At 72.3% G+C, this 24346-nt stretch carries 28 protein-coding genes and 2 tRNA genes; 16 read left to right on the top strand and 14 right to left on the bottom strand.

Features of this window, described 5'->3' with window-relative positions:
• Positions 1-85 precede the first annotated feature (85 nt).
• The 3 genes from nadD (at position 86) to AC27IY_RS08895 (ending at position 1827) form a co-directional block, all read left to right on the top strand.
• Positions 86-676 carry a nicotinate-nucleotide adenylyltransferase gene (gene nadD, locus AC27IY_RS08885; RefSeq protein WP_423452906.1) on the top strand — a complete coding sequence of 197 codons (591 nt, stop codon included), beginning with the start codon at positions 86-88 and terminating at the stop codon, positions 674-676.
• 91 nt (positions 677-767) lie between these two features.
• Entirely contained in the window at positions 768-1163 is a 396-nt protein-coding gene (gene rsfS, locus AC27IY_RS08890) for a ribosome silencing factor (RefSeq protein WP_329592062.1), read from the top strand.
• A 34-nt stretch (positions 1164-1197) separates the two neighbouring features.
• On the top strand, positions 1198-1827 hold the full coding sequence (locus tag AC27IY_RS08895) for a histidine phosphatase family protein (protein WP_344218659.1): 630 nt from the start codon (positions 1198-1200) through the stop codon (positions 1825-1827).
• A 41-nt stretch (positions 1828-1868) separates the two neighbouring features.
• On the opposite strand, the gene AC27IY_RS08900 is transcribed toward AC27IY_RS08895, so the two are convergent.
• The gene (locus AC27IY_RS08900) at positions 1869-2240 is read right to left on the bottom strand and encodes a winged helix-turn-helix transcriptional regulator (protein ID WP_487177633.1); all 372 of its coding nucleotides are present in this window, start codon (positions 2238-2240) and stop codon (positions 1869-1871) included.
• A 91-nt stretch (positions 2241-2331) separates the two neighbouring features.
• Between AC27IY_RS08900 and AC27IY_RS08905 the strand changes: the two genes are divergently transcribed.
• Positions 2332-2958, top strand: coding sequence for an NAD(P)-dependent oxidoreductase (locus AC27IY_RS08905; RefSeq protein WP_487177634.1), 627 nt, complete (start codon positions 2332-2334; stop codon positions 2956-2958).
• A gap of 79 nt (positions 2959-3037) precedes the next feature.
• Positions 3038-3113: transfer RNA gene (locus tag AC27IY_RS08910), tRNA-Ala, on the top strand.
• A 50-nt stretch (positions 3114-3163) separates the two neighbouring features.
• On the opposite strand, the gene AC27IY_RS08915 is transcribed toward AC27IY_RS08910, so the two are convergent.
• Both AC27IY_RS08915 and AC27IY_RS08920 read right to left on the bottom strand, forming a co-directional pair.
• On the bottom strand, positions 3164-4468 hold the full coding sequence (locus AC27IY_RS08915) for an extracellular catalytic domain type 1 short-chain-length polyhydroxyalkanoate depolymerase (protein ID WP_487177635.1): 1305 nt from the start codon (positions 4466-4468) through the stop codon (positions 3164-3166).
• Between the two features lie 117 nt (positions 4469-4585).
• A complete protein-coding gene (locus AC27IY_RS08920; protein WP_487177636.1) occupies positions 4586-5587 on the bottom strand; it encodes a helix-turn-helix transcriptional regulator in 1002 nt (333 codons plus the stop codon).
• A 45-nt stretch (positions 5588-5632) separates the two neighbouring features.
• On the opposite strand from AC27IY_RS08920, the gene AC27IY_RS08925 reads away from it, so the two are divergent.
• On the top strand, positions 5633-6085 hold the full coding sequence (locus tag AC27IY_RS08925; RefSeq protein WP_423478068.1) for a hypothetical protein: 453 nt from the start codon (positions 5633-5635) through the stop codon (positions 6083-6085).
• Here the strand turns inward: AC27IY_RS08925 and AC27IY_RS08930 are convergent.
• A complete protein-coding gene (locus AC27IY_RS08930; RefSeq protein ID WP_423452917.1) occupies positions 6063-6395 on the bottom strand; it encodes a hypothetical protein in 333 nt (110 codons plus the stop codon). The genes AC27IY_RS08925 and AC27IY_RS08930 overlap by 23 nt on opposite strands.
• Positions 6396-6479: 84 nt before the next feature.
• On the opposite strand from AC27IY_RS08930, the gene AC27IY_RS08935 reads away from it, so the two are divergent.
• Positions 6480-7253, top strand: a complete 774-nt coding sequence (locus AC27IY_RS08935; protein ID WP_487177638.1) for an SDR family oxidoreductase — start codon at positions 6480-6482, stop codon at positions 7251-7253.
• Between the two features lie 15 nt (positions 7254-7268).
• Here the strand turns inward: AC27IY_RS08935 and AC27IY_RS08940 are convergent, their stop codons facing one another.
• From AC27IY_RS08940 to AC27IY_RS08955, 4 genes are all read right to left on the bottom strand, one after another.
• On the bottom strand, positions 7269-7850 hold the full coding sequence (locus AC27IY_RS08940) for a hypothetical protein (RefSeq protein ID WP_487177639.1): 582 nt from the start codon (positions 7848-7850) through the stop codon (positions 7269-7271).
• A gap of 33 nt (positions 7851-7883) precedes the next feature.
• Positions 7884-9689 (bottom strand): Na+/H+ antiporter NhaA, encoded by a 1806-nt coding sequence (gene nhaA / locus AC27IY_RS08945; protein WP_487177640.1) that lies wholly within the window; start codon positions 9687-9689, stop codon positions 7884-7886.
• A 67-nt stretch (positions 9690-9756) separates the two neighbouring features.
• Complete coding sequence (locus AC27IY_RS08950; RefSeq protein WP_487177641.1) at positions 9757-10446, bottom strand: GAP family protein; 690 nt, start codon at positions 10444-10446, stop codon at positions 9757-9759.
• A 94-nt stretch (positions 10447-10540) separates the two neighbouring features.
• Positions 10541-11911 (bottom strand): Dyp-type peroxidase, encoded by a 1371-nt coding sequence (locus AC27IY_RS08955; protein WP_487177642.1) that lies wholly within the window; start codon positions 11909-11911, stop codon positions 10541-10543.
• Between the two features lie 166 nt (positions 11912-12077).
• Between AC27IY_RS08955 and AC27IY_RS08960 the strand changes: the two genes are divergently transcribed.
• Positions 12078-12461, top strand: coding sequence for a hypothetical protein (locus tag AC27IY_RS08960; protein ID WP_487177643.1), 384 nt, complete (start codon positions 12078-12080; stop codon positions 12459-12461).
• On the opposite strand, the gene AC27IY_RS08965 is transcribed toward AC27IY_RS08960, so the two are convergent.
• Together AC27IY_RS08965 and AC27IY_RS08970 are read right to left on the bottom strand one after the other, a co-directional pair.
• A complete protein-coding gene (locus AC27IY_RS08965) occupies positions 12437-12931 on the bottom strand; it encodes a 2-thiouracil desulfurase family protein (RefSeq protein ID WP_423478075.1) in 495 nt (164 codons plus the stop codon). The two genes, AC27IY_RS08960 and AC27IY_RS08965, sit on opposite strands and share 25 nt — an antisense overlap.
• Positions 12901-14265, bottom strand: coding sequence for a DHA2 family efflux MFS transporter permease subunit (locus tag AC27IY_RS08970; RefSeq protein ID WP_487177644.1), 1365 nt, complete (start codon positions 14263-14265; stop codon positions 12901-12903). The genes AC27IY_RS08965 and AC27IY_RS08970 overlap by 31 nt, the downstream gene beginning before the upstream one ends.
• Positions 14266-14320: 55 nt before the next feature.
• On the opposite strand from AC27IY_RS08970, the gene AC27IY_RS08975 reads away from it, so the two are divergent.
• The 7 genes from AC27IY_RS08975 to AC27IY_RS09005 all read left to right on the top strand — a co-directional run bounded on the left by AC27IY_RS08975 (position 14321) and on the right by AC27IY_RS09005 (position 18800).
• Positions 14321-15007 (top strand): TetR/AcrR family transcriptional regulator, encoded by a 687-nt coding sequence (locus tag AC27IY_RS08975; protein WP_344218691.1) that lies wholly within the window; start codon positions 14321-14323, stop codon positions 15005-15007.
• Between the two features lie 34 nt (positions 15008-15041).
• The gene (locus AC27IY_RS08980; protein ID WP_344218693.1) at positions 15042-15404 is read left to right on the top strand and encodes a hypothetical protein; all 363 of its coding nucleotides are present in this window, start codon (positions 15042-15044) and stop codon (positions 15402-15404) included.
• Positions 15401-15778 (top strand): hypothetical protein, encoded by a 378-nt coding sequence (locus AC27IY_RS08985; protein WP_364463621.1) that lies wholly within the window; start codon positions 15401-15403, stop codon positions 15776-15778. Before AC27IY_RS08980 ends, AC27IY_RS08985 begins: the two co-directional genes overlap by 4 nt.
• Before the next feature lie 39 nt (positions 15779-15817).
• Positions 15818-16459: an SRPBCC family protein gene (locus AC27IY_RS08990; protein ID WP_423452934.1), complete on the top strand. Its 642-nt coding sequence runs from the start codon at positions 15818-15820 to the stop codon at positions 16457-16459.
• 170 nt (positions 16460-16629) lie between these two features.
• On the top strand, positions 16630-17844 hold the full coding sequence (locus AC27IY_RS08995) for a CynX/NimT family MFS transporter (protein ID WP_344218699.1): 1215 nt from the start codon (positions 16630-16632) through the stop codon (positions 17842-17844).
• Between the two features lie 7 nt (positions 17845-17851).
• Positions 17852-18676 (top strand): alanyl-tRNA editing protein, encoded by an 825-nt coding sequence (locus tag AC27IY_RS09000; protein WP_423452938.1) that lies wholly within the window; start codon positions 17852-17854, stop codon positions 18674-18676.
• 51 nt (positions 18677-18727) lie between these two features.
• A tRNA-Ala gene (locus AC27IY_RS09005) sits at positions 18728-18800 on the top strand.
• Positions 18801-18844: 44 nt separating this feature from the next.
• Here AC27IY_RS09005 and AC27IY_RS09010 read toward each other — a convergent pair.
• The 3 genes from AC27IY_RS09010 to AC27IY_RS09020 form a co-directional block, all read right to left on the bottom strand.
• Positions 18845-19561, bottom strand: a complete 717-nt coding sequence (locus AC27IY_RS09010; RefSeq protein ID WP_487177645.1) for an endonuclease III domain-containing protein — start codon at positions 19559-19561, stop codon at positions 18845-18847.
• Positions 19562-19628: 67 nt separating this feature from the next.
• Complete coding sequence (locus AC27IY_RS09015; RefSeq protein WP_329592107.1) at positions 19629-19829, bottom strand: DUF4236 domain-containing protein; 201 nt, start codon at positions 19827-19829, stop codon at positions 19629-19631.
• Positions 19830-19879: 50 nt separating this feature from the next.
• Positions 19880-20083 carry a DUF4236 domain-containing protein gene (locus tag AC27IY_RS09020; protein ID WP_329592109.1) on the bottom strand — a complete coding sequence of 68 codons (204 nt, stop codon included), beginning with the start codon at positions 20081-20083 and terminating at the stop codon, positions 19880-19882.
• An 83-nt stretch (positions 20084-20166) separates the two neighbouring features.
• Here AC27IY_RS09020 and AC27IY_RS09025 point away from each other — a divergent pair, with 83 nt between their 5' ends.
• Positions 20167-20925: a metallophosphoesterase gene (locus AC27IY_RS09025; RefSeq protein ID WP_487177646.1), complete on the top strand. Its 759-nt coding sequence runs from the start codon at positions 20167-20169 to the stop codon at positions 20923-20925.
• Here the strand turns inward: AC27IY_RS09025 and AC27IY_RS09030 are convergent.
• Positions 20912-24310 carry an alpha-L-arabinofuranosidase C-terminal domain-containing protein gene (locus tag AC27IY_RS09030; RefSeq protein ID WP_487177647.1) on the bottom strand — a complete coding sequence of 1133 codons (3399 nt, stop codon included), beginning with the start codon at positions 24308-24310 and terminating at the stop codon, positions 20912-20914. The two genes, AC27IY_RS09025 and AC27IY_RS09030, sit on opposite strands and share 14 nt — an antisense overlap.
• Positions 24311-24346 lie beyond the last annotated feature (36 nt).

The following is a 24346-nucleotide window of genomic DNA, read 5'->3' on the forward strand; positions in this document are numbered from 1 at the left end:
ACATCACGCAGGGGGGTGCCATCGAGTTGTAGTGGTGCGTCCGCGTAAGGTCCGTTCCATGAAGAACGCGTCTGGTGGGCATGAGATGCGGCGAGTGGGAGTGATGGGCGGGACGTTCGATCCCATCCACCACGGCCACCTCGTCGCGGCCAGCGAGGTCGCCCACCATTTCGAGCTGGACGAGGTCGTCTTCGTCCCGACCGGACGGCCGTACCAGAAGTCCGAGCGCGAGGTGTCCGCCGCCGAGGACCGCTACCTCATGACGGTCATCGCCACCGCCTCGAACCCCCGCTTCTCCGTCAGCCGCGTGGACGTGGACCGCCCCGGGCCGACGTTCACGATCGACACTCTGCGCGACATCGCCAACATTTACGGTCCGGACGTCGAGCTGTACTTCATCACCGGCGCCGACGCGCTCGGCGCGATCCTCGACTGGCAGCAGGCCGACGAGCTGTTCGAGCTGGCGCACTTCGTCGGCTGCACCAGGCCCGGCCACACCCTGCACGACCCCGGCCTGCCCGAGGGACGGGTGACGCTGCTGGAGATCCCCGCGCTGGCCATCTCGTCGTCGGAGTGCCGGCAGCGGGTGGCCAAGGGGGAGCCGATCTGGTATCTGGTTCCCGACGGGATCGTGCAGTACATCAACAAACGGGGGCTGTATCACGCCCACGGGTGAAGGTATCCATGCCGTACGTGAGGGGTTTCGGCCTGGACGGGTACCCTCAACATATGGGCATGCTGCCGACACAGGAGGACAGACCCGCATCGTGACCGCATCTGACAGAGCCGTCCAGCTCGTCCGCATCGCCGCGGAGGCCGCGGCCGACAAGCTGGCCGATGACATCCTCGCCTACGACGTGAGCGAGCAGCTCGTCATCACCGACGCGTTCCTGCTCTGCTCCGCCACCAACGACCGCCAGGTCCGTGCCATCGTCGACGAGATCGAGGAGCGGCTGCGCACCGAGGCCGACGCCAAGCCCGTCCGCCGCGAGGGCGAGCGTGAGGGCCGCTGGGTGCTGCTCGACTACATCGACATCGTCGTGCACGTCCAGCACGAGGAGGACCGTACGTTCTACGCCCTGGAGCGCCTGTGGAAGGACTGCCCGGCCATCGCGCTGCCGGAGAGCGTCATGCAGGCCAACCTGCAGCGGGCGCGCGCGTGAGCGGACGAGCCGGACGTCCCGGCGGGGACACCGTATGAGCAGGCGCATCGTATGTCTGCGCCACGGGCAGACGTTGTGGAACGTCGAACGACGGTTCCAGGGCCACTCCGACATCCCGCTCGACGAGACCGGCATCGCGCAGGCCGCCAGGGCCGCCTCGCTGCTGGCCTCGCTCCGGCCCACCCTCATCGTCTCCTCCGACCTGCAGCGGGCCAACGACACCGCGCTCGCGCTGGGCCGCCTGGCCCGGCTCGACGTGCACGTCGACAAGGACTTCCGCGAGCGCGGAGGCGGCCAGTGGGAAGGGCTGACGCGGGAGGAGATCGCCGCGCGCTGGCCCAAGGAGTACGCCGACTGGGAGGCTCCCGACGGCGAGACGGTCCAGGACGTCGCCGAGCGGGTGGGGTCGGCCATGCGCCGCTGGGCGGCCAAGCTGGACGACGACGGCCTGCTGGTCGTGGCCTCGCACGGCGCGGCGCTGCGGCTCGGCATCTGCGACCTGCTCGGGCTGCCCGAGGAGCTGTGGCCGGCGCTCGGCGGGCTCGGCAACTGCTCGTGGTCGGTGCTCCAGGAAGGGCGCAAGGGCTGGCGGCTGCTGGAGCACAACGCCGGCACCCTGCCCGAGCCCATCAGCAGCGACGACAAACCGGACGCCGAGGTCTGAGAGAACGGCCGTGCGGCTCGGGGGCCGCGCGGCTCGCTCGCTCAGGACGCGGCGTACCGCTCCTGCGCGTCGAGAAGCTCGTCCCAGTGCTCGGCCACCCACGCGTATGCCGCCTCCAGCGGCTCCAGCATGCTGCGGCCGAGCGGCGTCAGGGCGTACTCGACCTTGGGCCTCGGGGCGTCGTGGACGGTGCGCGAGACGAGGCCGCTGCGCTCCAGCCCGCGTAGCGACTGCGTGAGCACCTTCGGGGTGACGCGGTGCAGCGGCACGCGGAGCTCCGAGAACCGGCGCGGACCGTCCTCCAGACAGCGGATGATCAACGGCGCCCACTTGTCGCCGAAGCGGAACGGCACCAGCGAGGACGGACACAGCTCGTCGAACAGGTCGGCGGGCAGTGGCTGCCGGTGCGTCATGGTGTCTCTCCCGTGGGTCTCGGTATCCAGGAGGTAACCGCCCTCGCGGCTACCTTTCCGAAGCATCGAGGCAACGGGAGGTATTCCGACGATGGGCAAGTACGTGATTTTCGGGGCCGGCGGCCGAGCCGGCCGGCAGGCCGTCGCCGAGGCGCGCCGGCGCGGGCACGAGGTGACGGCGGTGGTGCGCGACCCGTCACGGTACGCCGGTCCGGCGGACGACGGCGTACGGGTCGCCGCAGGGGACGTCACCGACGCGGCGGACGTCGCCGCCCTCGCGGCCGGGCACGACGCCGCGATCAACGCGGCGGCGGCGCTGGACTCGGACACCTTCTTCAGCGACGCGGCGCACGCCCTCGTCAAGGGCCTGCGGCAGGCCGGGGTGGACAGGCTCGTCGCGATCGGGATCGCCACGCTGCTGCCCGGGCCCGACGGGGTCCGGTTGCTGGACGCGCCCGGCTTCCCCGCCGAGTTCCGGCCCTTCTGCCTGGCGCACGCCGCCGGTCTGGAGGTGCTCCGGACCGAAGGCGGCGAGCTGGACTGGGTGTACGTCAGCCCGGCCGGCGACTTCGACCACGAAGGGGAGCGGAGCGGCCGGTACGAGATCCGCGAGCACGGGGACATGGCGCTGCGCGTCTCGTACGCGGACTTCGCCGTCGTCCTGCTGGACGAGGCGGAGACCCCGCGGCACCGGGGCGGCCATCTGGCCGTGACCTGACGGGGCGATTAGGCGAATCGGGGCGGATGGCTATATGCTCTCGGAGCGCCGCAACGGGCCGGACTCGTGGCGGTGACCAGGGGCTATAGCGCAGTTGGTAGCGCGCCTCCATGGCATGGAGGAGGTCTGGGGTTCGAATCCCCATAGCTCCACCAGCACCACGACGGCGGCGTCCTCCGGGACGCCGCCGTTTCCGTGTCCGGGGTCAGGTGGTGCAGGCGGCGCCGTTCAGTGTGAAGGACGAGGGGGCCGCGGTGTTGCCGTTGTGGGTGGCCTGGAAGCCGAACTGGGTGGACGCGCCGGGCGCCAGGGTGCCGTTGTAGCTCACGTTCCTGGCCGTCACCGCCCCCGAGGCGGGGGAGACGGTGGCGTTCCACGCGCCCGTGATCGCCTGCCCGGCGGGCAGCGTGAAGGCCAGCGACCAGGACGAGAGCTGCGTGGTCCCGGTGTTGGTGATCGTCACGGCGGTGGTGAAGCCGTTGTTCCAGGTGTTCATGCTGTACGTGACCTTGCAGGCGCCGGGGCTGACGGTCGGGGTGACCGTCGGGGTCGAGGTCGGGGTCGAGGTCGGCGTCTGGGACGGGCCGGGGGTGTCCAGGCCGAAGAAGGCCAGCACCATGGCGGCCATCCCGCCCTGCGGCAGGCTGTGCCCGACGCCCTGGAGACTGATGCCCTCGACCGCGGCGGTGGTGCCGGTGCCGCCGTAGCGGGTCCTGGTCCAGCCGGAGCGGGGCTGGTCGGTCATGGACGGGGTCTGGCTCAGGCCGTGGACGTTGGTCCACTGCTTGATCTCCTCGCCGAAGTTCGGGTAGCGCAGGGTGCTGTCCTCGGTGCCGTGCCACACCTGCATGCGCGGGCGCGGGCCGGTGTAGCCGGGGTAGGCGGCGCGCACCAGGTCGCCCCACTCCTGCGGGGTCTTGATGAGCTGTCCGTTGGCGCAGGTGCTGTTCCAGCTCGACCCGTCGGTGGTGGCGAAGCAGCCGAACGGCACGCCCATGAACGCCGCGCCCGCCTTGAACACGTCCGGGTACGCGCCCAGCAGCACGTTCGTCATCATGCCGCCGGAGGAGGCGCCGGTGACGTACGTGCGCGCCGGATCGGCGTTGTAGCGCTGCTGCACGTACCTGACCATGGAGACGATGCCGACCGGGTCACTGCCGCCGTCGTGCCGCAGCGCCTGCGGCGAGGAGACGTCGAAGCAGGACCCGCTGCGCGTCGCCGACGGGTAGACGACGATGAACTTGTACTGGTCGGCCAGCGAGGCGAACTCGGTGCCCGAGTAGAAGGCCGGGCCGGAGCCGGTGCAGTAGTGGACGGCCACGAGCAGCGCCGGGCGGGTGCCGACGCCGTCGGGCACGTAGAGGTGCATGCGCAGGTTGGTGGGGTTCGTGCCGAAGCCGGTCACCTCGGTGAGCTGGGCCGAGGCGGCCGGGGGCGCCGTGATCAGCATCGCGACGACGAGTGCCATCGCGGCGACCGCGGCGCCGGCCAGCCGAGCTGTCAGTTTCATCCGGGCTCCTCTCGATGGCCTGAAACATTGCGAGTGTGTTGAGAAACTTTCACCCTCGCAACAGGCCAGGTCCATCGGGGACAAGCCGGCCCTTCTGAGCTGCGGAAGCAGCGGGAACTAGGTGGGCTCGGGCGTGAAAGTTTCCCTGGGCGCGTAACGCTCGGCCAGGGCCGTGGCGGTCGCGGCGATCCGCTCCCGCAGCTCCGCCGGAGCCAGCACCTCGGCGTCCATCCCCAGGCGCAGGAACTCGGCCAGCGCGTGCTCGACCGACTCGATCGGCACCGTGACCCGCGTCCAGCCTTCCGCGTCCGGCGCCCCGGCGGTGCGCCGGGCCGCCTCCGCCATGCCCGGCGTCATGAGGTCGGGCAGCCGCTCCAGCCCGCGCGGCGACAGCCGCACCACCGCCTCGCCCCGCCGCAGCCGCGCCTCGAACGCCTCCAGATAGGCCGTCCAGTACGCCGCCAGGTCGAACCCCCGCGGCCGGGTGAAGCCCTCCTCCAGTGTGCGCAGGCCGAGGATCTGCGAGACGCGGTAGGTCCGCACGTCCCCGTCCGTCCCGGCCACCAGGTACCACCGGCCCGCCTTGACCACCAGCCCGTACGGGTCCAGCAGCCGCTCCACCTCCTGCGGCTCCTTCCACCGCCGGTAGACGACCTGGATCCGCCGCTCGTTCCACACGGCGTCGGCCACGGCCGGCAGGTGGGAGACCGGCTCCCGCTCGCGGTACCACGTGGGCGCGTCCAGGTGGAAGCGCTCCTGGAGCCGCCCGGCCCGGTCGCGCAGCTCGACCGGCAGCGCGGCCATGAGCTTGAGCTGGGCCGCCGTCACCACCGCGCCGAGACCCAGCTCCGCCGCGGGACCGGGCAGCCCGGCGAGGAACAGCGACTCGGCCTCGTCCGTGGTCAGCCCGGTGAGCCGGGTGCGGTAGCCGTCGAGCAGCTGGTAGCCGCCGTTGGGGCCGGCGTCGCCGTACAGGGGGATGCCGGCGGCGTGCAGGGACTCGACGTCGCGGTAGATCGTACGGACCGAGACCTCCAGCCGTTCGGCCAGCTCGCGCGCGGTCAGCCGGCCCCGGGTCTGCAGGAGCAGCAGGATGGACACCAGGCGGGAGGCACGCATAATCGCTGACATTACCTGTCAGCGACCCCGGCGTACGGTCCCCGCATGAACGATTTCGACTTCCTCGCCGGCCACTGGAACGTCGCCAACCGCCGGCTCGTCAAGCCCCTGTCCGGCAGCGACGAATGGGACGAGTTCCCCGGCCACTCGGTCGCCACCCGGCACTTCGGCGGCGCCGCCAGCTTCGACGAGGTCACCTTCCCCACCAAGGGCTGGAGCGGCCTGACCGTACGCGTCTACCACCCCGGCACCCGCCAGTGGTCCATCTACTGGGCCAGCAGCGCCCGTGGCGAGCTCGACACCCGGCCCATGGTGGGCGCGTTCGACGGCGACCGGGGCCTCTTCTACGGCGACGAGACCGTGGACGGCCGTACGGTCCGCGCCCGGTTCGTCTGGACGCGGCTCGGGCCGGACACCGCCCGCTGGGAGCAGGCGTTCGCCGAGGCGGGCACCGACGACTGGGAGACGAACTGGGTCATGGAGCTGACGCGGACGTGACCGCCGCGCCCGGGACAGGCCCGGCCGCCGAGGACTGCGTGCTGCGCACCCACAGGATCCCGGCCACCGCCAGCGCGCCGAGCAGCAGCACCAGCCCGCCCACCACGATCATCCACCACCAGCCGGTACGCGGCGGCTTGGCCTCGTAGAGCTGGACGTCGGGCAGCATGTCCGGGGTGTAGTCCAGCCGCCGCGTGGCGGGCGGGTCCTGGGGCTCCCGGCTGGGCGGGGGCGACTCGGGGTGGGGGAGGCGGTGCCGGATGGTCTGGTCGGGGTCCGGCTCCTGACGGCCGGGCTGGTGCGCAGTCATGGGCCCCTCGAACGCGCTGGGTGGGGAGTGTCGGGCTTTCCGCCGACATTGTCACACTTTCGCTTGCTGCCCCGTCCAGATCGCATGACACGTGTACTGGTGACGGGGGGCAGCGGCCGGCTCGGCCGCGCGACGCTGGAGATCCTGAAGAAGGAGGGGTACGAGACGAGGGCGACCAGCCGGTCCGCGCGCGCCTCGGAGGAGGGCGGCGTACGGTGGTTCGGCGCGGACCTGACCACCGGGCGCGGCCTGAAGGAGGCGGTGGAGGGGGCCGACGTGGTCGTGCACCTGGCCTCGGCGCCGTACCGGGGGCGTTACACCCGCCGGGTCGAGCTGGACGGCACGGGGGCGCTGCTCGCCGCGGCGCGGGCGGCCGGCGTACGGCACCTGGTCTACCTGTCGATCGTCGGCGCCCACCGGGTGCCGTGGGGCTACTTCCGGGTCAAGGTGCAGGCCGAACGGCTGGTACGTGACGGCGGGGTGCCGTGGACGGTGCTGCGGGCCACGCAGTTCCACGAGTTCGTGGAGCAGGCGCTGCGCGGGATGGCCCGGTTCGGGGCGCTGGTGGCCGATCCCGGGATCCCGGCGCAGCCGGTGGACGTCAGGGACGTGGCCCGGCGGCTGACGGACGTGATCGAGGCCGGGCCGCGGCGGGGGATCGAGGAGTTCGGCGGGCCCGAGGTGCTGACCATGGCCGAGGCCGCCGAGAGCTGGCTGCGGGCGCGCGGGGTGCGCCGGCCGGTGCTGCGGATGCGGGTCCCGGGCGCGCTCGGCAGGGGCTTTCGCGCCGGTCATCTCGTCACCGATGCCCGGCCGACCGGCGAGCTCACCTGGGAGCGGTACCTGCGGGGCGAGTGACGGGGCCGGCGGTGGTCAGCCGTACGGGCCCTGGCCGAAGGGCGGCTGCTGGCCGCCGGGCTGCGGAGGCTGCTGCGGGTAGGGCTGCCCCTGCGGGTAGGGCTGCCCCTGCGGTTGCTGCGGGTAAGCCTGTCCCTGCGGCTGTTGCGGGTAAGCCTGCCCTTGCGGCTGCTGGGGGTAGGGCTGCTGTCCCTGCGGCTGCTGCGGGTACGGCTGAGGCGCCGGCTGGTTCCAGCCCTGCTGCTGCCACCCCTGCGGCCCCTGCCGAGGAGCGGGCGAGGCCGGCGCCCGCCTCGCGACCACCCCGCCGATCAGCAGGCCGAGACCGACGAGCTGGATGACCGAGCTGATCGCGACCCACACGGACAGCCCCGTGACCAGGCCCAGCAGATCGACCAGCTCCCTCTGCAGGAAGCTCTGCGCCAGGGCGAAGCCCGCGCCGACGAGGAGGACGGCGCAGCCGGCGATCCCGAGCACGGCTCCGCGCCCCTGCTCGCGCCGCCGCATCGCCATGAGGACGAGGCCGACGAGCAGGAGGGCGCCGTTCAGCAGCGCGCCGATGAGGCTGATGACCATGAGCGAACCGGTTTCTGTCATGGGAGGAATCCTGCGGGAATCGGGGGGGACCTGTCAGGAAGGCTGCGGCGACGGGCGTAGCTCGGCTATCGCCCGGCCGATCGCGTCCTCGTCGAGCGGCCCCTGGTAGCGGACGCCGTTGAGGAAGAGGGTGGGGGTGCCGCGCGCGCCGCTGTCGCGGCCGGAAGCCTCGTCGAGGGCGATCCTGGCGGCGTGCCGGGGCACGTCCTCCCACGGCTCGACGCCGAGCCGGGCGGCGTAGCGCTCCAGGTCGGCGTCGGTGAGTGCACGCTGGTTGTCGTAGAGCACGTCGTGCATCTCCCAGAAGCGGCCCCGGTCGCCGGCCGCCTCGGCGACGATCGCGGCCGAGGCGGCGCGCGGGTGGATGGTCCGCAGCGGGAAGTGCCGGAAGACCAGGCGCACGTCGGGGTTGTTCGCGAGCAGCCGCGCCAGCATGGGGTGGAGGCGGCCGCAGTAGGGGCATTCGAAGTCGCCGTACTCGACGATCGTGATCGGGGCGTCGATCCGGCCGCGTACGTGGTCGCGCGGCCCGACGGGCACCGACAGCAGCTCGGGCAGCTCCTCGTCGGGCTCGGCCTCGGGCGGGGCGCAGACCCCGCCACGGTCCCAGGCCATCCGGAAGATCACCCAGCCCAGCGCGGCGGCCAGCAGCGAGCCGGCCAGGATGCCGATCTTGGCCTCGGCGCGGATCACCGGGTCGGGGAAGGCCAGGTCCACGATGAACAGCGCCACCGTGAACCCGATGCCGGACACCGCAGCCCCGCCGAACAGCTGACCCCACACGAGGTTGCCCGGCAGGATGCCCCACTTGAGCCGGAGCGGCAGCCACGTGCCGAGCGCGATGCCGGCGAACTTGCCGATCAGCAGGCCCGCCGCGATCCCCCACGACACGGGGGAGGTGAGCGCCGCCCGCAGCGTCTCGCCGTCCAGCCGCACCCCCGCGTTGGCCAGCGCGAACACCGGCACGATCACGTAGCTGCTCCACGGGTGCAGGCGCAGTTGCAGCCGCTCGTTGACCGAGACGGCGTGCCGGACGCGCAGGGTGGCCTCCCTGGCGGCGCGGGCGCTCGGCTCGTTCGTGAACTCCTGGACGGCCTCGCCGGCGAGGAGCAGCTTCTGGTCGGAGGGGGCGTAGACGAAGACGAGCACACCGAGCGCGATGCCGACCAGCGTGGGGTGGATGCCGCTCTCCAGCGTGGCCACCCACAGCCCGAACCCCAGCACGATGTACGCCGGCGCCCGCCAGATCTTCAGCCAGCGCAGCGTCACGATGGCCGCCAGCAGCAGCGCCGCGGTGAGCAGGGCGGGCACCGACAGCTCGGCCGTGTAGAACAGCGCGATGATGAGGATGGCGAGCACGTCGTCCACGATCGCCAGCGTCAGCAGGAACGCCCGCAGCGGATCGGGGCACCGCGCGCCCACGACGGCCAGCACGCCGAGCACGAAGGCCGTGTCGGTGGCGATCGGCACGCCCCACCCGGCCGCGCCGGGGCCGCCCGCGTTGAGCAGCAGGTAGACGCCCGCGGGCACGAGCATGCCGCCGAACGCCGCCACCGCCGGCACCGCGATCAGCCGCCGGTCGCGCAGCTGCCCGAGCCGGACCTCGTACGAGATCTCCAGGCCGATGACGAAGAAGAACAGCGTCATCAGCCCGTCGTTGACCCAGTGGCGCAGGTCCAGCGAGAACTCGGCGGTCCCGAACGACAACCCCATCGGCGTGTGCCAGAACGCCTCGTAGGTGTCCGCCCAGGGCGAGTTGGCCCAGAGCAGGGCGAGCACGGTGGCGACGAGCAGCGCGCTGGTGCTGCCCGCTTCGGTACGGAAAAAGGTGCGCAACATCGTCTGGATCGCCTCCCCGGAGGTCGATCCTAGATGCGCGGATGCGATGCGCCTCGCACAGGAGCGGTCACTCCGGGGAGAAGAACAGGTGAGCCGCCGCGTCGCGGGCGAGCAGGAAGCCGATGATGCCGATCGCCCAGCTCACCATCGACGCCGAATGCTTGGTCAGCCAGGCCCGCAGCCGCTCCAGCTTCGGCTCCAACCGGCCCCCGGTGACGGCGCGCAGGCCCATGAGCGCGAGCGGCGGCGTGATCATGACGAGCACGTACCCGGCCAGCAGCGGCAGCCACTGCGCGGCCGGCAGGCCGGAGGTGGTCATGACGCCGACCGCCGCCAGGTAGGGGACCATCGTGGCCACCTCGACCGCCCCGGCCGTCAGCCCGAGCAGCACCATCGTCCGGGGCCCGCCGACGCGCGGCTCGAAGCGGCGCTCGGGCAGGCCCCGCTTGGCGCGGTACTTGGGGTCGAACCGGAAGCTCAGCGCGAACAGGCCCACGCCCAGCGCGAGCTGCACCCCGTAGGCGACCTTGCTGTGCAGCGCTTCGCCGAGGCCGTCCACGGCCGCCGACAGGCCCAGCATGAGCGCGACCCCGACCAGGAAGTAGAAGGCCGCGATCGTCGCCAGGTAGACGAGCTGCCCCGACACCTTGGACCGCTCGCCGGCCAGCAGCAGGTAGAGGGGGATGACCAGCGTCCCGAAGCTGGTGCTGTCCACCAGCGCGAAGGCGGCGAGGGTGAGCAACAGGCCGATCGTCATGACACGATCATCACGGCCGGGGCCCGCCCCCGCCTCCTACGCCGGTGCGAACCCGGCGTACATCCTTCGATGCACGCCGGGCGCTCTCACGGCGTCACAGGCCGCGCAGGTAGGCCAGCGAGGGCGCGAAGAAGTACTCCCCGCCCTTCATCGTCACCGTCTGCGCCACCTGGGCCTGCGGCGGCGACTGCCCGGGCTTGCCCCAGACCTTCGGGAACGTCACCTTGATCGCCCGCTCGCCCTGCCCGATGACCGGGTCGTGGCCGGTCCCCGGGTTCTCGAAGTCGGGATTGCCGGCCCAGCTCCGCTGGGTGAACTCGAACTGGTCGACCAGGCTGCTGTTGAACGCCATGAACAGCAGCCCGACCCCGCCGCTGGGCCGCGTCTCCGGGGGCGCGTCGTCCCACGGCTGGTCGCCGCGCCGCCCGTACGTCTGCCCGCGCCTCGCCATGAGCACCTCGCGGCCGAACGAGCGCGGGTTGGTCTTCCTGATGTGGCCGCTGAAGGGGCACTTGCTGCCGTCGTCGCCCTCGAAGGTGAAGTCGTTGGCCACCGGGCCGCCGCCGGCCTTGCCCTTGCCGGTCAGCGGCGTGCCGTCCTTGAACCGGCCGACGAGCATCGCGCCCGCCCGGTGCCGGTCCTCGCCCTTCAGCCCGAGGTCGTCGGCGAGCCGCTCCTCGATCTCCTTAAAGGCGCGTACGTTCTGCTCCAGCTTCCTGAAGACCAGGTAGCTGCCGTGGTGGCGGCGCGGGTCGGGCGCGAAGGGGTCCGGCACCAGCACGTTGGCCAGCGGGAAGGCCGGGTCCCAGCGCTTGCGCGGCTCGCGGTCCACCTCGTCCTTGAGGAACAGCGGCTGGCTGCGGCCGTCCACGTAGCCGAAGTGCTCGATGCCGTCGCCGGCCGGGTTGCGCATGCCCCTGCCGGTCTCCTCGCCGAGCAGCCGGGCGCTGGCCGGCAGCGCGCCGATGATCTCGTCGCGCAGCGTCGCCACCGGGCCGGGCCGGTCGTCGCCGATGAGCACGACGGCGTGGATCTCGCGCTGGTAGGCGCGGTCCCACTGCTCGACCGGCGGGTCCTCGACCTCGGCGACGCGCCGCTTCATGCCGTCGCGGAACGCCTGGTCGCCGAAGGCGCGCACCTGCTCGACCGAGTGGCCGAGGTCGCGGTAGCCGGCCTTGCTGATGCCGATCCCGACGTACGGGGTGCCGCGCCGCCCCCGGCCCGCGAAGTCGCGCACCTCCTTCAGGTGCTCGCGCGCCGACTTCATCCACGTGGTGGCCACGTGCCGCAGGAAAGCCCTGCCTTCGGCCGCGTCGTTGAACCGGACGAACAGGACGGACAGGTGCTCGCGGACGTGCGCGCGCAGGATGTTCGGCTGGAGATTGTCGAGCATCGCCTTGGTGTCCGCGTCGAGCGTGGCCGAGTCCCAGGCCAGGGGTAGTGCGTTGTTCAGGTCGACTGGCATCGCCAAGTCCCTTTCCCCGTTTCGGAATGGAATTTTCCGAGCCCCCATTTCTAGGACTCCCAGGAGGCGGAGAAAGTTTCCCGCGCGGGTGATACACCGCGAGGCGTACGCGGGCGGCCTCCTCCGGGACGATGGCCGGCCGCGCCCGCGGTGGGAGCGTGGTGCCATGGACGCGATCCGCAGAGCCCTGGGCCGGCTCTCCCTGCTGTACGCACTGATCTTCCTGGTGGCGGCGCTGCTGCACGCCGGGGCCGGCCCCGGACCGCTGCGCCGGCCCCCGGTACCGCCCGCCGTGATCGTCGAGACGCTGTGCTGCGCCGCGATGCTGATCGGCGCGTACGGCGCGCTGAAGCCCCGACCGTGGGCATGGGACGGGCTGATCTACACGCACGCGGCCGCGCTGGGCGGCGTGCTGCTCGGCGTCCTCGCGACGGCGTTCGCGCCGGGGGCCCAGGCGGGGACGCTGCTCGTGGTGTACCACGGCACGGTCGCCACCCTGCTCGCCGCCGGCCTCGGCGCGGCCTTCTACCTCTCCAGGGTGCGCAGGTAGCCGGCCGCCTCGTCGAGGCGGTCCTCGCCGAACACGCGGATGCCGTGCCGCTCCAGCAGCGCCGTGGTGACCCCCTGGCCGGGATTCTTGCGGCCCGCGAAGGAGCCGTCGTAGATCGCCAGCGTGCCGCACGACGGGCTGCCCTCCTTGAGCACCGCCATCCGGGCGCCCGCCGACCGGGCCGCCTCCAGCGCCGCCCGCGCCCCCGCGACGAACTCCGCCGTCACGTCCTCGCCGCCGGACGTCAGGACCCTGGCCGTGCCCGCCAGCACCGCCGCGCCGCCCGCGCCCCCCTCGATCTCGGCGGCCGGGCGCGGCACCGGCAGCCCGCCCGCCACCTCGGGACAGAACGACACCAGCCGCCCTTCCGCCCGCCAATCGGCGAGCACGGCGGCCGAGCTGGTCTTGGCGCTGCCGTCGTAGCGGACCTTGCGGCCCATCAGGCAGGCGCTGACGAGGATCTTCTCCACGCCTTCGATCCTATGAGCCCGATGGGCACCAGCGAGAGCGCGGCCAGCGCGGCGGCGCAGCCGAAGGCGTAGCCGAAAGGCCGGTCCGCGCCCGCCGCGGTGAGCAGTTGCAGCAGCACCGCGAGCACCGCGACGCCGAAGGAGGAGGCGAGGCGGAGCGCGATCGTGCTCAGCGTGGTCGCCGCCGGGATGGCCGCGCGCTCCAGCGTGGCGTACGCCGCCGCGAGCACCGACGTCGAGACCAGCCCGTGCCCCAGCCCGGCCACGAGGATCGGCACCGGCCCGGGGAAGGCCGCGAACGCCGCCATCCCCGCCACCACGGCGGCCACGCCGGTCGCCGCGACCCCGCGCGCTCCCCGGCTGTCGGTGAGCTTGCCCGCGATCGGCAGCGTGAGCGCCGCCCCGATCCCGAGGGGGGCCAGCAGCAGCCCGGCCTCCAGCGGGCCGCCGCCCCCGGCGAGCTGGCTGTGCAGCGGCACGAGCACGGTGAAGCCGAGCATCGCCGCCGAGTAGCAGGCCAGCGCCGCCACCGCCGCGGCGAACGTACGGTCGCCGAGCAGCCGCAGGTCCACCAGCGCGCCCGGCACCCGCAGCGCCCGCACGGTGAACGCCGCGACCAGCGCGAGCCCGATCCACAGCGCCGGATGCGCGAACGAGGCCCCGTCGCCCACCTCTGACAGGCCGTAGATCAACGCGGCCAGCCCGGGGGAGAGCAGCGCCAGGCCGAGCACGTCGAGCGGCTGCCGGGGTGCGGCGGCCGGATATGGCTCGCGCGGCAGCAACAGCGCGGCCGCGACCAGCGCCACCGCGCTGATCGGCAGGTTGACCAGGAACAGCCACCGCCAGCCGAGCCCTTCGACGACCAGCCCGCCGAGCGGCGGCCCGAGCACCGGCGCCAGCATGGACGGCACCGTGATCAGCGCCATGGCGCGGCCCATCCGTTCCTTGCCCGCCGCCTGCGCCAGCATCGCCTGGCCCACGGGCATGAGCAGGCCGCCGCCGACCCCCTGGACGCCGCGGAAGACGACCAGGCTGCCGGCCGACCAGGCCGCGGCACAGAGCGCGGAGCCTCCGGCGAACAGCACGAGCGAGACCAGCCAGACGCGCCGCGAGCCGAAGCGGCCGACGGCCCAGCCGGTCACCGGGACGGTCATCGACATGGCCAGCAGGTAGCCGGTGACCGCCTGCTGCATGGTGGCGGGGGTGGTGCGGAAGTCGTGGGCGAGCGTGGTGAGCGCCACGTTCACCACCGTCGAGTCCAGCATCGTCATGACGCCGCCCAGGAAGACCACCAGGGCGGTCGTCACGAACGGGGTTCGTACGCTGTATCGCATGTCGTACACCGTAACACTTTCGTACGGTGTAGCGCCTGGCTTAGGATCGGGTCCTGTGAGCTCTGTCTGGTCGCGTCCCGCGCCGCCCCGCCGCCCGGCTCTGACCAGGGAGGCGATCGTGGCCGCCGCCGTCGCGCTCGCCGACGCCGAGGGCCTCGCCGCCGTCTCCATCAGGCGGGTGGCGACCGAGCTGGGGGCGCGGACGATGACGCTCTACTCCTACATCGAGCGCAAGGAGGACCTGCTCGCGCTCATGCTCGACGAGGTCGCCGCCGAGCTGCGCGCCGACGGGCCCGCGCCGGACGACTGGCGCGAGGCGCTGCTCGCCATCGCCCGCCGCGAGCGCGACCTCGTCCGCCGCCATCCCTGGCGGATGGACCTGGTCGCGCAGGGCCTGCCCGCGGGGCCCAACGCGCTGCGCCACGTCGAGCACAAGCTCGCCGTCTTCGCCCGGCTCGGCGTCGAGCCGCCCGCCGCCTGGCGCTTCCTGACCGCCTACACCGACTACATGACCGGCTACATGGTCCGCGAGGCGCAGGAGCGCGCCGCGCCCCGGCACGAGGGCGTCAGCGACGCCGAGCGGGCCGCCGTCGCGGAGCCGTACGTCAGGGAGCTGGTCGACGGCGGCGAGCTGCCGCATCTGGCGCCCATGCTGGAGCGGGGCGTCCCCGGCGCGGACGACAACTTCGAGCGGGGCCTGCGCTGGCTGCTCGACGGCATCGAGCGCGAGCTGCCGCGCTGAGGGGCGAGGCCCCCTGGCGATAGCCTTACCCCCGATGAACACCACTGTCTCCGCGATCGTCATCACCGTCGCGCTGCTGCTCATGCTGGCGAGCCTGATCACCGCGATCCGCGACCGGCCCATGGGCATGGTGCTGCTGATCGGCTTCGGCGTGCTGGAGGTCGCCGTGCTGGTGCAGGTCGGCTTCGTGATCGCGGCGCTGGCCGGGGGAGCGGAGACGCCTGAGCCGGCGACGCTGTGGGGCTACCTCATCGGCGAGGTCGTCATCCCGCCCGCGGGGGTGTTCCTGGCGCTGGCCGAACGGTCCCGGTGGGGGACCGCGATCCTGGTCGTGGCCGGGTTCGCGATCGCGGTCATGAACGCCCGGCTCGGGCAGATCTGGCAGGGCGTGGCATGAGCTCCATCAGCAGCGGGCCGGGGCGGGCGCTGATCGCCGTCTACGGGCTGTTCTCGCTGGCCGCCGGCGCGCGGGCGGCGGTGCAGATCGCCACCAAATTTGGGGAGGCGCCGCTCGCCTACAGCCTGTCGGCGTTCGCGGCGGCCGTCTACATCCTGCTCACGGTCGCGCTCTGGCGCGGCGCGCGGCGGCTCGCGCTGGCCGCGCTCCTGGTCGAGCTGGCCGGGGTGCTGATCATCGGCACCGCCAGCGTCCTCGACCCCGCGGCCTTCCCCGACGAGACCGTGTGGTCCGTCTACGGCAAGGGCTATCTCTTCATCCCGCTCGTGCTCCCGCTCGTCGGGCTCTACTGGCTGCGCCGGCAACGGCATTGAGGCGTTAACGTCGGGCCCGGCCGGGAAGTGGCTGAACCCATGAGTACGATCGAGCACTCCGTAGACGTCGAGGTCCCCATCCGGGTGGCCTACAACCAGTGGACGCAGTTCGAGAGCTTCCCCGAGTTCATGGAAGGGGTGGAGTCGGTCAAACAGGTGACCGACACCCGTACGCATTGGGTGGCGGAGATCGCCGGGGTCCGGCGTGAGTTCGACGCCGACATCACCGAGCAGCACCCGGACGAGCGGGTCGCCTGGCGCAGCGTCGACAAGCCGAACCAGGCGGGCGTCGTCACCTTCCACCGCATCGACGACGGCCGCACGCGCGTCACGCTCCAGATGGAGTACGACCCCGAGGGCTTCGTCGAGACCGCCGGCGACTGGCTGCAGCTGGTCCGCCTGCGGGTCAACGGCGACCTCAAGCGCTTCAAACAGTTCATCGAGTCGCGCGGCGCGGAGACGGGCGGCTGGCGCGGCGACGTGCCCGGCCCGCACCAGCACGACGGCGTCGCACCGCGTACGCACGAGCACGGCTCCACGTACGGCGGCGCGCAGCAGGTGCCGCCCGGCACGATCGGCGGCACCGACCCGTCCATGCCGGGCGGCGACACGACGCTGCCGGCCCCCGGCGCCTTCCCTCCGCGTGACGAGCCCCCGCAGGGCCCCCGGCCGGTCCTGTAGGACTCCTCGACCGGTCCTGCAGGACACCCTCGACCCGAACGGCGGCCGCCCGAGTGGCGGCCGCTGTCGTGTGTCCGGGGACCGGCGCGTGGGGCGGAATAAACGCACATTTCGGTCCTGTTAAGGTGGTGATTCGTCCCATGACTTGATGAATGGAGGACTTGTCCAGCATGAGCGTTCTGGCGTCAGAGCCCAGAGGCAGGACGACCACCCCCCTCGCCTGGCTCCTCGTGCTGGGAATCGTCCTCGCCGCACTCAACCTGCGGACCGCCGTCACCAGCGTCGGCCCGCTCCTCGACCAGCTCGCGGGCGCGCTCGGCATGACGAGCGTCGGCACCGGCCTGCTCACCACCCTCCCGGTGCTGGCCTTCGCCGGCGTCGGCGCCGTCACCCCGACGCTCGCCCGGCGGGTCGGCGAGCACCGGCTGCTCCTGCTGGCCCTGGTCACGCTGGGCGTGGGAATGCTGGTCAGGTCGCTGGTCGGCTCGGCCCCCGTGTTCCTGCTGAGCAGCGCGGTCGCGCTGTCCGGCGGCGCCGTGGGCAACGTGCTGATCCCGACGCTGATCAAGCGGCACTTCCCGGCGCGCACCGGGATCATGACCACCGTCTACACCACGGCCCTGGCGGCGGGCACGATGCTGGCCGCCGCCGCGACCGTGCCGATCGAGCGCGCGTCGGGGAACTGGCACGTCGCGCTCGGCGTGTGGGCCGCCCTGGCCGCCGTGGCCGCCATTCCGTGGCTTGCGCTGTTGCGCAGTGAGCCGGAGCGGGACACGGGAGGCAGGGACGCGGGGATCCGGCGGCTGCTGGGCAGCCGGCTGGCCTGGATGATCGCGATTTACTTCGGCACCCAGTCGATGATCGCGTACATCATGTTCGGCTGGCTCGCCACCATCCTCACCGACGGCGGCTACAGCACCTCTGAGGCCGGAGTGCTCCTCGGCGTGTTCACCGCGCTGAACATCCCGGTGTCGGTCGTCGTGCCCATGATCGCCGCGCGGTTCCGCGACCAGCGGCCGATGGTGGTCGGGCTCGTCGCCTTCTACGCGGTCGGTTTCGGGGGTCTCTGGGCGGGGCCGGCCTCGTGGGCGCCGCTCTGGGTGACGCTGATCGCCGTCGGCATGGGGTCGTTCCCGCTGGCGCTGGTGATGCTGGGGCTGCGCACCCGTACGCCGGAGGTGACCGCCGCGCTGTCGGCCTTCGGCCAGAGCGCCGGCTATCTCATCGCGGGCGGCGGGCCGCTGCTGGTCGGCGTGCTGCGGGAGGCGTCGGGGGGCTGGGCGCTGCCGTACACGCTGATCTTCGTGGTGCTGGCCGTCCAGCTCGTCGCCGGCCTGTACGCCGGCCGCGAGCGGCACCTGGAGGACGAGCGGGCGCTGGGATGATGGACGGGTGAACTCGACTCTCGTCACCTTCCCCAGCGGCCGGACCTCGGGCCGCTCCGAGCTCGTCGGGGTCGTGCCGGTGGGGGACCGGCACGGCCTCGTCGTCGCCGAGACGCCCTTCCACCCCCTCGACCACACCTGGCCCGACCAGCCCGCCGACCGCGGGACGGTCGGCGGGACGCCGGTCATCGACTGCGTGACAGGGGCCCAGTCGGCGACCGGCGAGACCTTCCTGGGGGCGGACATCCCGGTGCGGCGCGGGGACGAGGGCTGGCGGTGGCTCGTCGTCCACGTGACCGGCGAGGCGCCGCCGCCCGTGGGGACCGAGGTCGAGCTGGAGGTGGACGCCGCCCACCGCGCGGCGCTCTCGGCCGGCCACACCGCCTGCCACCTCGCCGCGCTCGCGCTCAACGCGGCCCTCGCCGGCCACTGGCGCAAGGAGGCGAGGCTCGACCGGCTCGGCCACCCCGACTTCGACCAGACCGCGATCACCTCGTCGCGCATCGTCGAGGGCGGCAGCGTCGACGTCTACCGCCTCGGCAAGTCGCTGCGGAAGAAGGGCTTCTCCGCCGAGGGGCTCGACTTCGACGCGGTCGCCGGCGAGGTGAACGACCGGCTCAAGACCTGGGTCGCCGCCGACGCCCCCGTCCGGATCGACGTCCCGGGCCCCGAGCTGACCGCCCGCCGCACCTGGCGCTGCGAGCTGCCCGAGGGCGAGGCGGCCATCCCGTGCGGCGGCACCCACGTCGCCCGCACCGGCGAGCTGGGCCGGGTCCAGGTCTCGCTCACCCTCGACGAGGCCACCCTGACCATGCACACCACCTGCGGCTAGAGCTTCCGGGGCGCGGGCGCTCCGGAAGTCCTATACACTTGGTGATCGCAAGGGGCTATAGCGCAGTTGGTAGCGCGCCTCCATGGCATGGAGGAGGTCTGGGGTTCGAATCCCCATAGCTCCACCCCTCTTGGCGAGTCACGGATGTGGCTTGCACGGCTCCACCCTTCACCCCGCCCGGCGACCACGAGGCCGTGCTGCGGTGGCGTCCGGTGGCGCACTTCTTCGATGTGCCGGGTCGCTGCCGTACGCGCACACCTCGCGCAGCACGCACTCCTCGCACCGGGGCCGGCGTGCCTGGCAGACCGTGCGCCCGTGCCTGATCAGCGCGATGTGCAGCTCGTGCCGGACCTCCGGCGGCACCATGGGCCGCAGGAGGCGGTGGGCCTCCGCGGCGGAGGTGCCCAGCGGGATCCAGCCGAGCCGGGTGGTGACGCGGTGCACGTGCGTGTCCACGGGGAACGCCGCCCGCCCCATGGAGAACATCAGCACGCAGGCCGCGGTCTTCGGGCCGACGCCCGGCAGCGAGGTCAGGTACGACTCAGCCGCCTCGTCGTCGAGCCCGTCCAGCCGGTCCAGGGTGATCGCGCCCTCCCGGTCCTCGATCGCGGCCAGGATCTCCTGGATGCGGCGGGCCTTGCGCTCGGCGATGCCGCCGCAGCGGATGGCGTCGGCGATCTCCTCCGGCGGCGCGTCCGCCACCTGCTCCCACGCGGGGAACCTGTCCTTGAGGCGGGCGAAGGCGCGGCCGGAGTTGACGTCGGAGGTCGCCTGCGACAGGACCGTCGCCACGACCTGGTCCACGAGGGGCAGTGCCGGGCCCGGCGCGAACGCCTCCCGCCCGGCCCGCAGCCGCCGCAGCACCTCCATCACCCGATCGGTCACCCTTCCCCCCTCCGTGGACATGGGAACGGACCGGAGGGGGCCCTCCGGTCCGTCCTATGGCGAACGGTCAGCGACCGTTGGTGGTCTTGCGCCAGTGAAAGCCGCCGGGCAGATTGACCGACAGCGTACGACGCCCGTCGGCTCTCCGCGTCACCCGGAACAGCCGGTTGCCCCAGCTGTGGCCGACCCCGCCGCGGGACAGGTTCAGCCGTAAGGGGCCCACCTTGATCGACTTACGGTAGCTCCAGCCCATCTCGAACTCCTCCATCGAATTCGCGAGGGCACTCCACTACCCAGGAAAAGCGCGTTGTATCGAATTCAGTAATGTCCGCGGTATTTCCGGCCGCCGAACGTCTTGCCGACGTGGAAGCCGCCGGGCAGGCGCACCGACACGTGCCGTCGGCCGTCGGGGGTCGCGGTCACGTGGAAGCGCCGGTTGCCGTAGCTGTGGCTGATGCCGTGCCGCGAGAGGTTGATCCGGAAAGGTCCTACTTTGATGGATTTCCTGTAGTGCCAGCCCAAGGCCCCTCCTTCGCTGTTCGTCCGGTTCAACGGGCGGCGGGTGAGCGGAGTTCCGCCGGCGTCCCCGGCGTACGGTGGGGGGCGTGATTGTGATCGCGCACCTGAGTGACATCCACATCGGCGCCACCCCCGAGAGCGTCGCCCGCGCGCGGGCCGTCATGCGTCACCTCGACGCGCTCCCGGCCGACCTCGACGCCGTGCTGGTGACCGGCGACATCGCCGACCACGGCACCGCTGACGAGTACGAGCAGGCCCGCAAGCTGCTCACCTCCCGCCACACCGTGCTGATCGGGCCAGGCAACCACGACGTGCGCGAGGAGTTCCGCCGCGTCCTGCTCGGCGACCCGAACCCCAACCCCGGCCCCGGCCCGGTCAACCAGGCCCTGCGCACCCCGCGCGCGATCTACGCGATGTGCGACTCCTCCATCCCCGGCCAGAACCCCGGCCACCTGGAGGAGGAGACCCTGGACTGGCTGGAGGGCGTGCTGGCCGGCAGCGACCGCCCGGTGTTCGTGGCCTTCCACCACCCGCCGGTGCAGCTGCACGCGCCGCTGCTCGACGACATCATGCTGCGCCCCAGCCCACGCCTGGAGGAACTGGTCGGCCACCCCAACGTGGCGGCCGTCCTGGTCGGCCACGCGCACACGGCCGCCGCCACCACGTTCGCCGGCCGGCCGCTCCTCGTCGCGCCCGGCGTGGTCTCCACCCTGACGCTGCCCTGGGAGGGCGGCACCACGTGGGAGACCTGTCTCGACTACGTCCTGCCCCCGTCGCTCGCCTTCCACGTGCTCGACGACGAGGGCAGGATCACCACCCACTACCGCGCGGTCATCGCTCCGTGAGCTCGATGAACGTCACCGAGTGGGCGGGGAAGTCGTAGCCGAAGGAGGCGGACAGGCCGTTCTCCCGCCACTCCTCGGCCGCGACGCGCTCGGGCTCGGCGAGGGTGTTGACGTCGGACGGCGACCCGGTGAGCGAGGTGACCACGGCGGCCGGCCGGAACCGGGCGCCGCCGAGGTCCACCGCCGTGCGGACCGCGCTGTCCTGGGCGTTGACGACCTTGAGCGTGACCCGGTCGCTGGCCCTGGACACCACCTGGTACAGCGGCTCGACCTGGGCGCTGTCCACGAAGTCGTGCACCTTGCGCCCGTCCAGCCAGGTCGTGATCCGCCTGCCGTCCACCTGCACCTTGAGGCGGTGGTCGCGGCCGGTCTCCACGGTGTCCGCCGAGGTGACGAGCGCCGACTTGCCGCCGTCGACGGCCTTCTCGATCGCGGTCTGGGTGTTGTTCCAGCCGCCGACGTTCCACCAGTAGAAGTTTCCGGTGTCCCGCACGCCGAACATCACCAGGAAGCCCTCGTCGCCGCCGGTCTTGCGGGCGGTCACCTCGACCGTGTAGTTCGACCAGCCGGCCGACCCGGCGGTGGAGCGGGCGTCCTCGACCAGGGCGCTCTGCATGTAGGCCCCGTCCTCTGCCGTCCAGGTGCCGGGGCCGGGCGTCCAGCCGGGCGCGCCCGCCGAGAAGTCCTCCGCGAGCAGGACGCTCCCGTCGGAGGCGGTCACCTTCACGTCGTCGTAGCGGACCTGGGTGCGCCAGGAGCCGAGCCCGACCGCGCCCCTGATGTCCTCGACCGGCCTGGCCTCGCCCGTGAAGGAGCTCGGCAGCACCCGGTCGCCGACGTGGCGGGAGAACAGCCGCTGCACGTGGTAGCTGGGGGAGCCGTACGCCTGGTCGTTGTCGAACCAGATGAGGTCGGGCGTCCAGTCCACGTAGTCGACGTTGGCCAGCAGCGGCGCGTACGACGCCAGCTCGATCACGTCGGAGTTGCGCTCGACGCCGGTCAGGAACGACGCCTCGGCGAGGGCGTTGGAGAAGGCGTTGCCGCGCGAGGCGTACTCGCCGACGAACACCTTGGGCCCGCTGCGGTCATAGGTGTCGTAGCGGTGGTTGTTGGCGAGGAACCAGTCGGGGTTGTTGTAGTAGTGCTCGTCCACGAGGTCGGCCTTCTGGTCGCGGGCGAACTGCCACATCCGGTCGAACCAGGCCCCCTGGGAGGTCTGCCCGGAGTTGCTGATGATTTTGATCTTCGGGTACTTCGCCCGGACGGCGTCGGCGAACTTCGGATAGTTCGTGAAGAACTCCGGATAGATCTCCTCGTTGCCGAGCCCGATGTACTCCAGCCCGAACGGCTTCGGATGCCCCATCTCGGCGCGCTTCTTCCCCCAGGTGGAGGTGACCGGGCCGTTGGCGTACTCGATGAGGTCCAGCGTGTCCTGCACCCAGCGGGCCAGCTTGGCCTCGTCGGTGAGCGGCCGGTTCTCGCCGCAGCCGTTGACGCCCACCGACAGCACCGGCAGGGCCTCGGCCCCGATGTCCTCGGCGAACTGGAAGTACTCGTGGTAGCCGATGCCGTACGACTGGTTGTAGCCCCAGAAGTTGAAGTTCGCAGGCCGCTCCTCGACCGGGCCGATCGTCTCCTTCCACTGGTAGATCCGCCGCCGGTCCTGGTTGAGTGAGTACGGGTCGTAGGTCCCGACGTTGGTCACGCAGCCGCCGGGGAAGCGCAGGAAGCGCGGCTTCAGATCGGCGATCAGCTTGGCCAGGTCGGCCCGCATGCCGTGCCCCTTGTACGTCTCCCGCGGGAACAGCGAGACCATGTCGAGGTCGGTGCGCCCTTCGGGGGCCTGGATCACCAGCCGGCCGGCGTCGGTGGTCGCCGAGGCGGTGAACGAGGCCCGGTACTTCGTCCAGCCGCCCGCCTTGACCCGCACCGAGGCCCTGCCGAGCACGGCCGTGCCGGCCTCGGCGGTCACCGTCAGCGTGGCGGCCGAGTCGCGCCGCGCCCACAGCGACAGGTCGTAGCGCTCGCCGGCCTTGAGCGCCAGGCCCCGGTTGAAGCCCGCGTTGAGGACGCCGGCGGTGCCGCCGCCGGTCACCTCCAGCCGCAGGTAGTTGCGGTTGTTCGGGTTGAGCGGCTGCTCGCCGGAGACCGTCAGGGCGGCGGTGGCGCCGCGCTCGGCCTTGCTCCAGGCGGTCAGCCCGGTGTAGGAGGGCTCGTCGGTGGAGTTGAACTCGAACGAGCGGTTCTGCACCAGCTCGGCGTAGAGCCCGCCGTCGGCCGCGTGGTTGATGTCCTCGTAGAAGACGCCGTAGAGGTTGGGGGAGACCTTCGTGCCGGCGGCCCTGGTGTCCGCGGTGAGCTTGCCGGTCGTGTAGCCCTCGACGCGGAACTTGGCCGCCTGGCTCCCCATGACCAGCCGGCCGCCGGTCACGGCCGCGGCGCGGTCGCCGGAGGTGAGCGTGACCTTGCCGCCGCCCGCGTCCTTGAGCAGGAAGACCGAGCCGGTCCCGGCCAGGCTCACCCGGTCGGCGGCCCGCAGGAACCGGCCGGTGGCGACGTCCTTGAGCAGCACCCCGTCCCCGCTCGGGACGGCGGTGAGCGCGAGGCCGGTCCGCGGCGGCCGGGCCGAGGCCGTGATCGCGCCGGAGCGGTCGGCCGCCAGGTACGGCAGTGCCGCCGCCCGCAACGTGAACGGCCCGTCCGGCACCACGGGCCCGCCCTCGGCCGCCTTGATCGCGATGTAGTCGAAGTCGACCCGCATCGAGGCGCCGTTCTGCGCGGAGAGCCCGAACAGCCCGAGCTGGCGCACCTCCAGCCTGGCCGTCATGCGGGACGCCTGCACCCAGGCCGTGCCGTCCCAGTACGAGGAGGTGAACTCGTCCCCGTGGCGCGCCAGCTTCAGCGTCTCGGCCGTCGATCCCGGCCGGGCCGCGAACGCCGAGGTGAAGGCGGCCCCCACCTCGGTCGCGGTCTCGATCACCGGTCCGCCGGCGAAGCCGACGTGGGCGAGCCCGGCCCGCACGTAGTTGTCCCAGTCCTGCCAGGCCAGCAGGCCCGCGCTCTGGTAGTCGAGGGCGACGGGCGCGCTCAGCCTGGTCACCACCTCGAAGTCGCCGTCGGGGACGTCGACGAGGAAGAGGTTGCGCGCGTTGTTGGTGCCCTGGTGGGTGTCACCGGTCAGGGTGTCGAGGTGCAGCGCCCCGCCGGACAGGCTCCAGCGGGACTCGTCCGGGGACAGGACGGTCCAGTCCTGTCCGAGGGAGTCGCCGTCGAACGGGTCGACGACCGCGCCTTCGGGCACGGGGTCCGCGAGCGCCGCCGCCGCGGGAGGCGGCGCGGCCAACAGGGCGGCCATCAGCAGGGCCGACAGGGCGATGCGCATCATGAGTCGGGGGGCCTCCTCAAGATCGTGTTAGCGCTA

The organism is Nonomuraea sp. B208 (assembly GCF_057536035.1).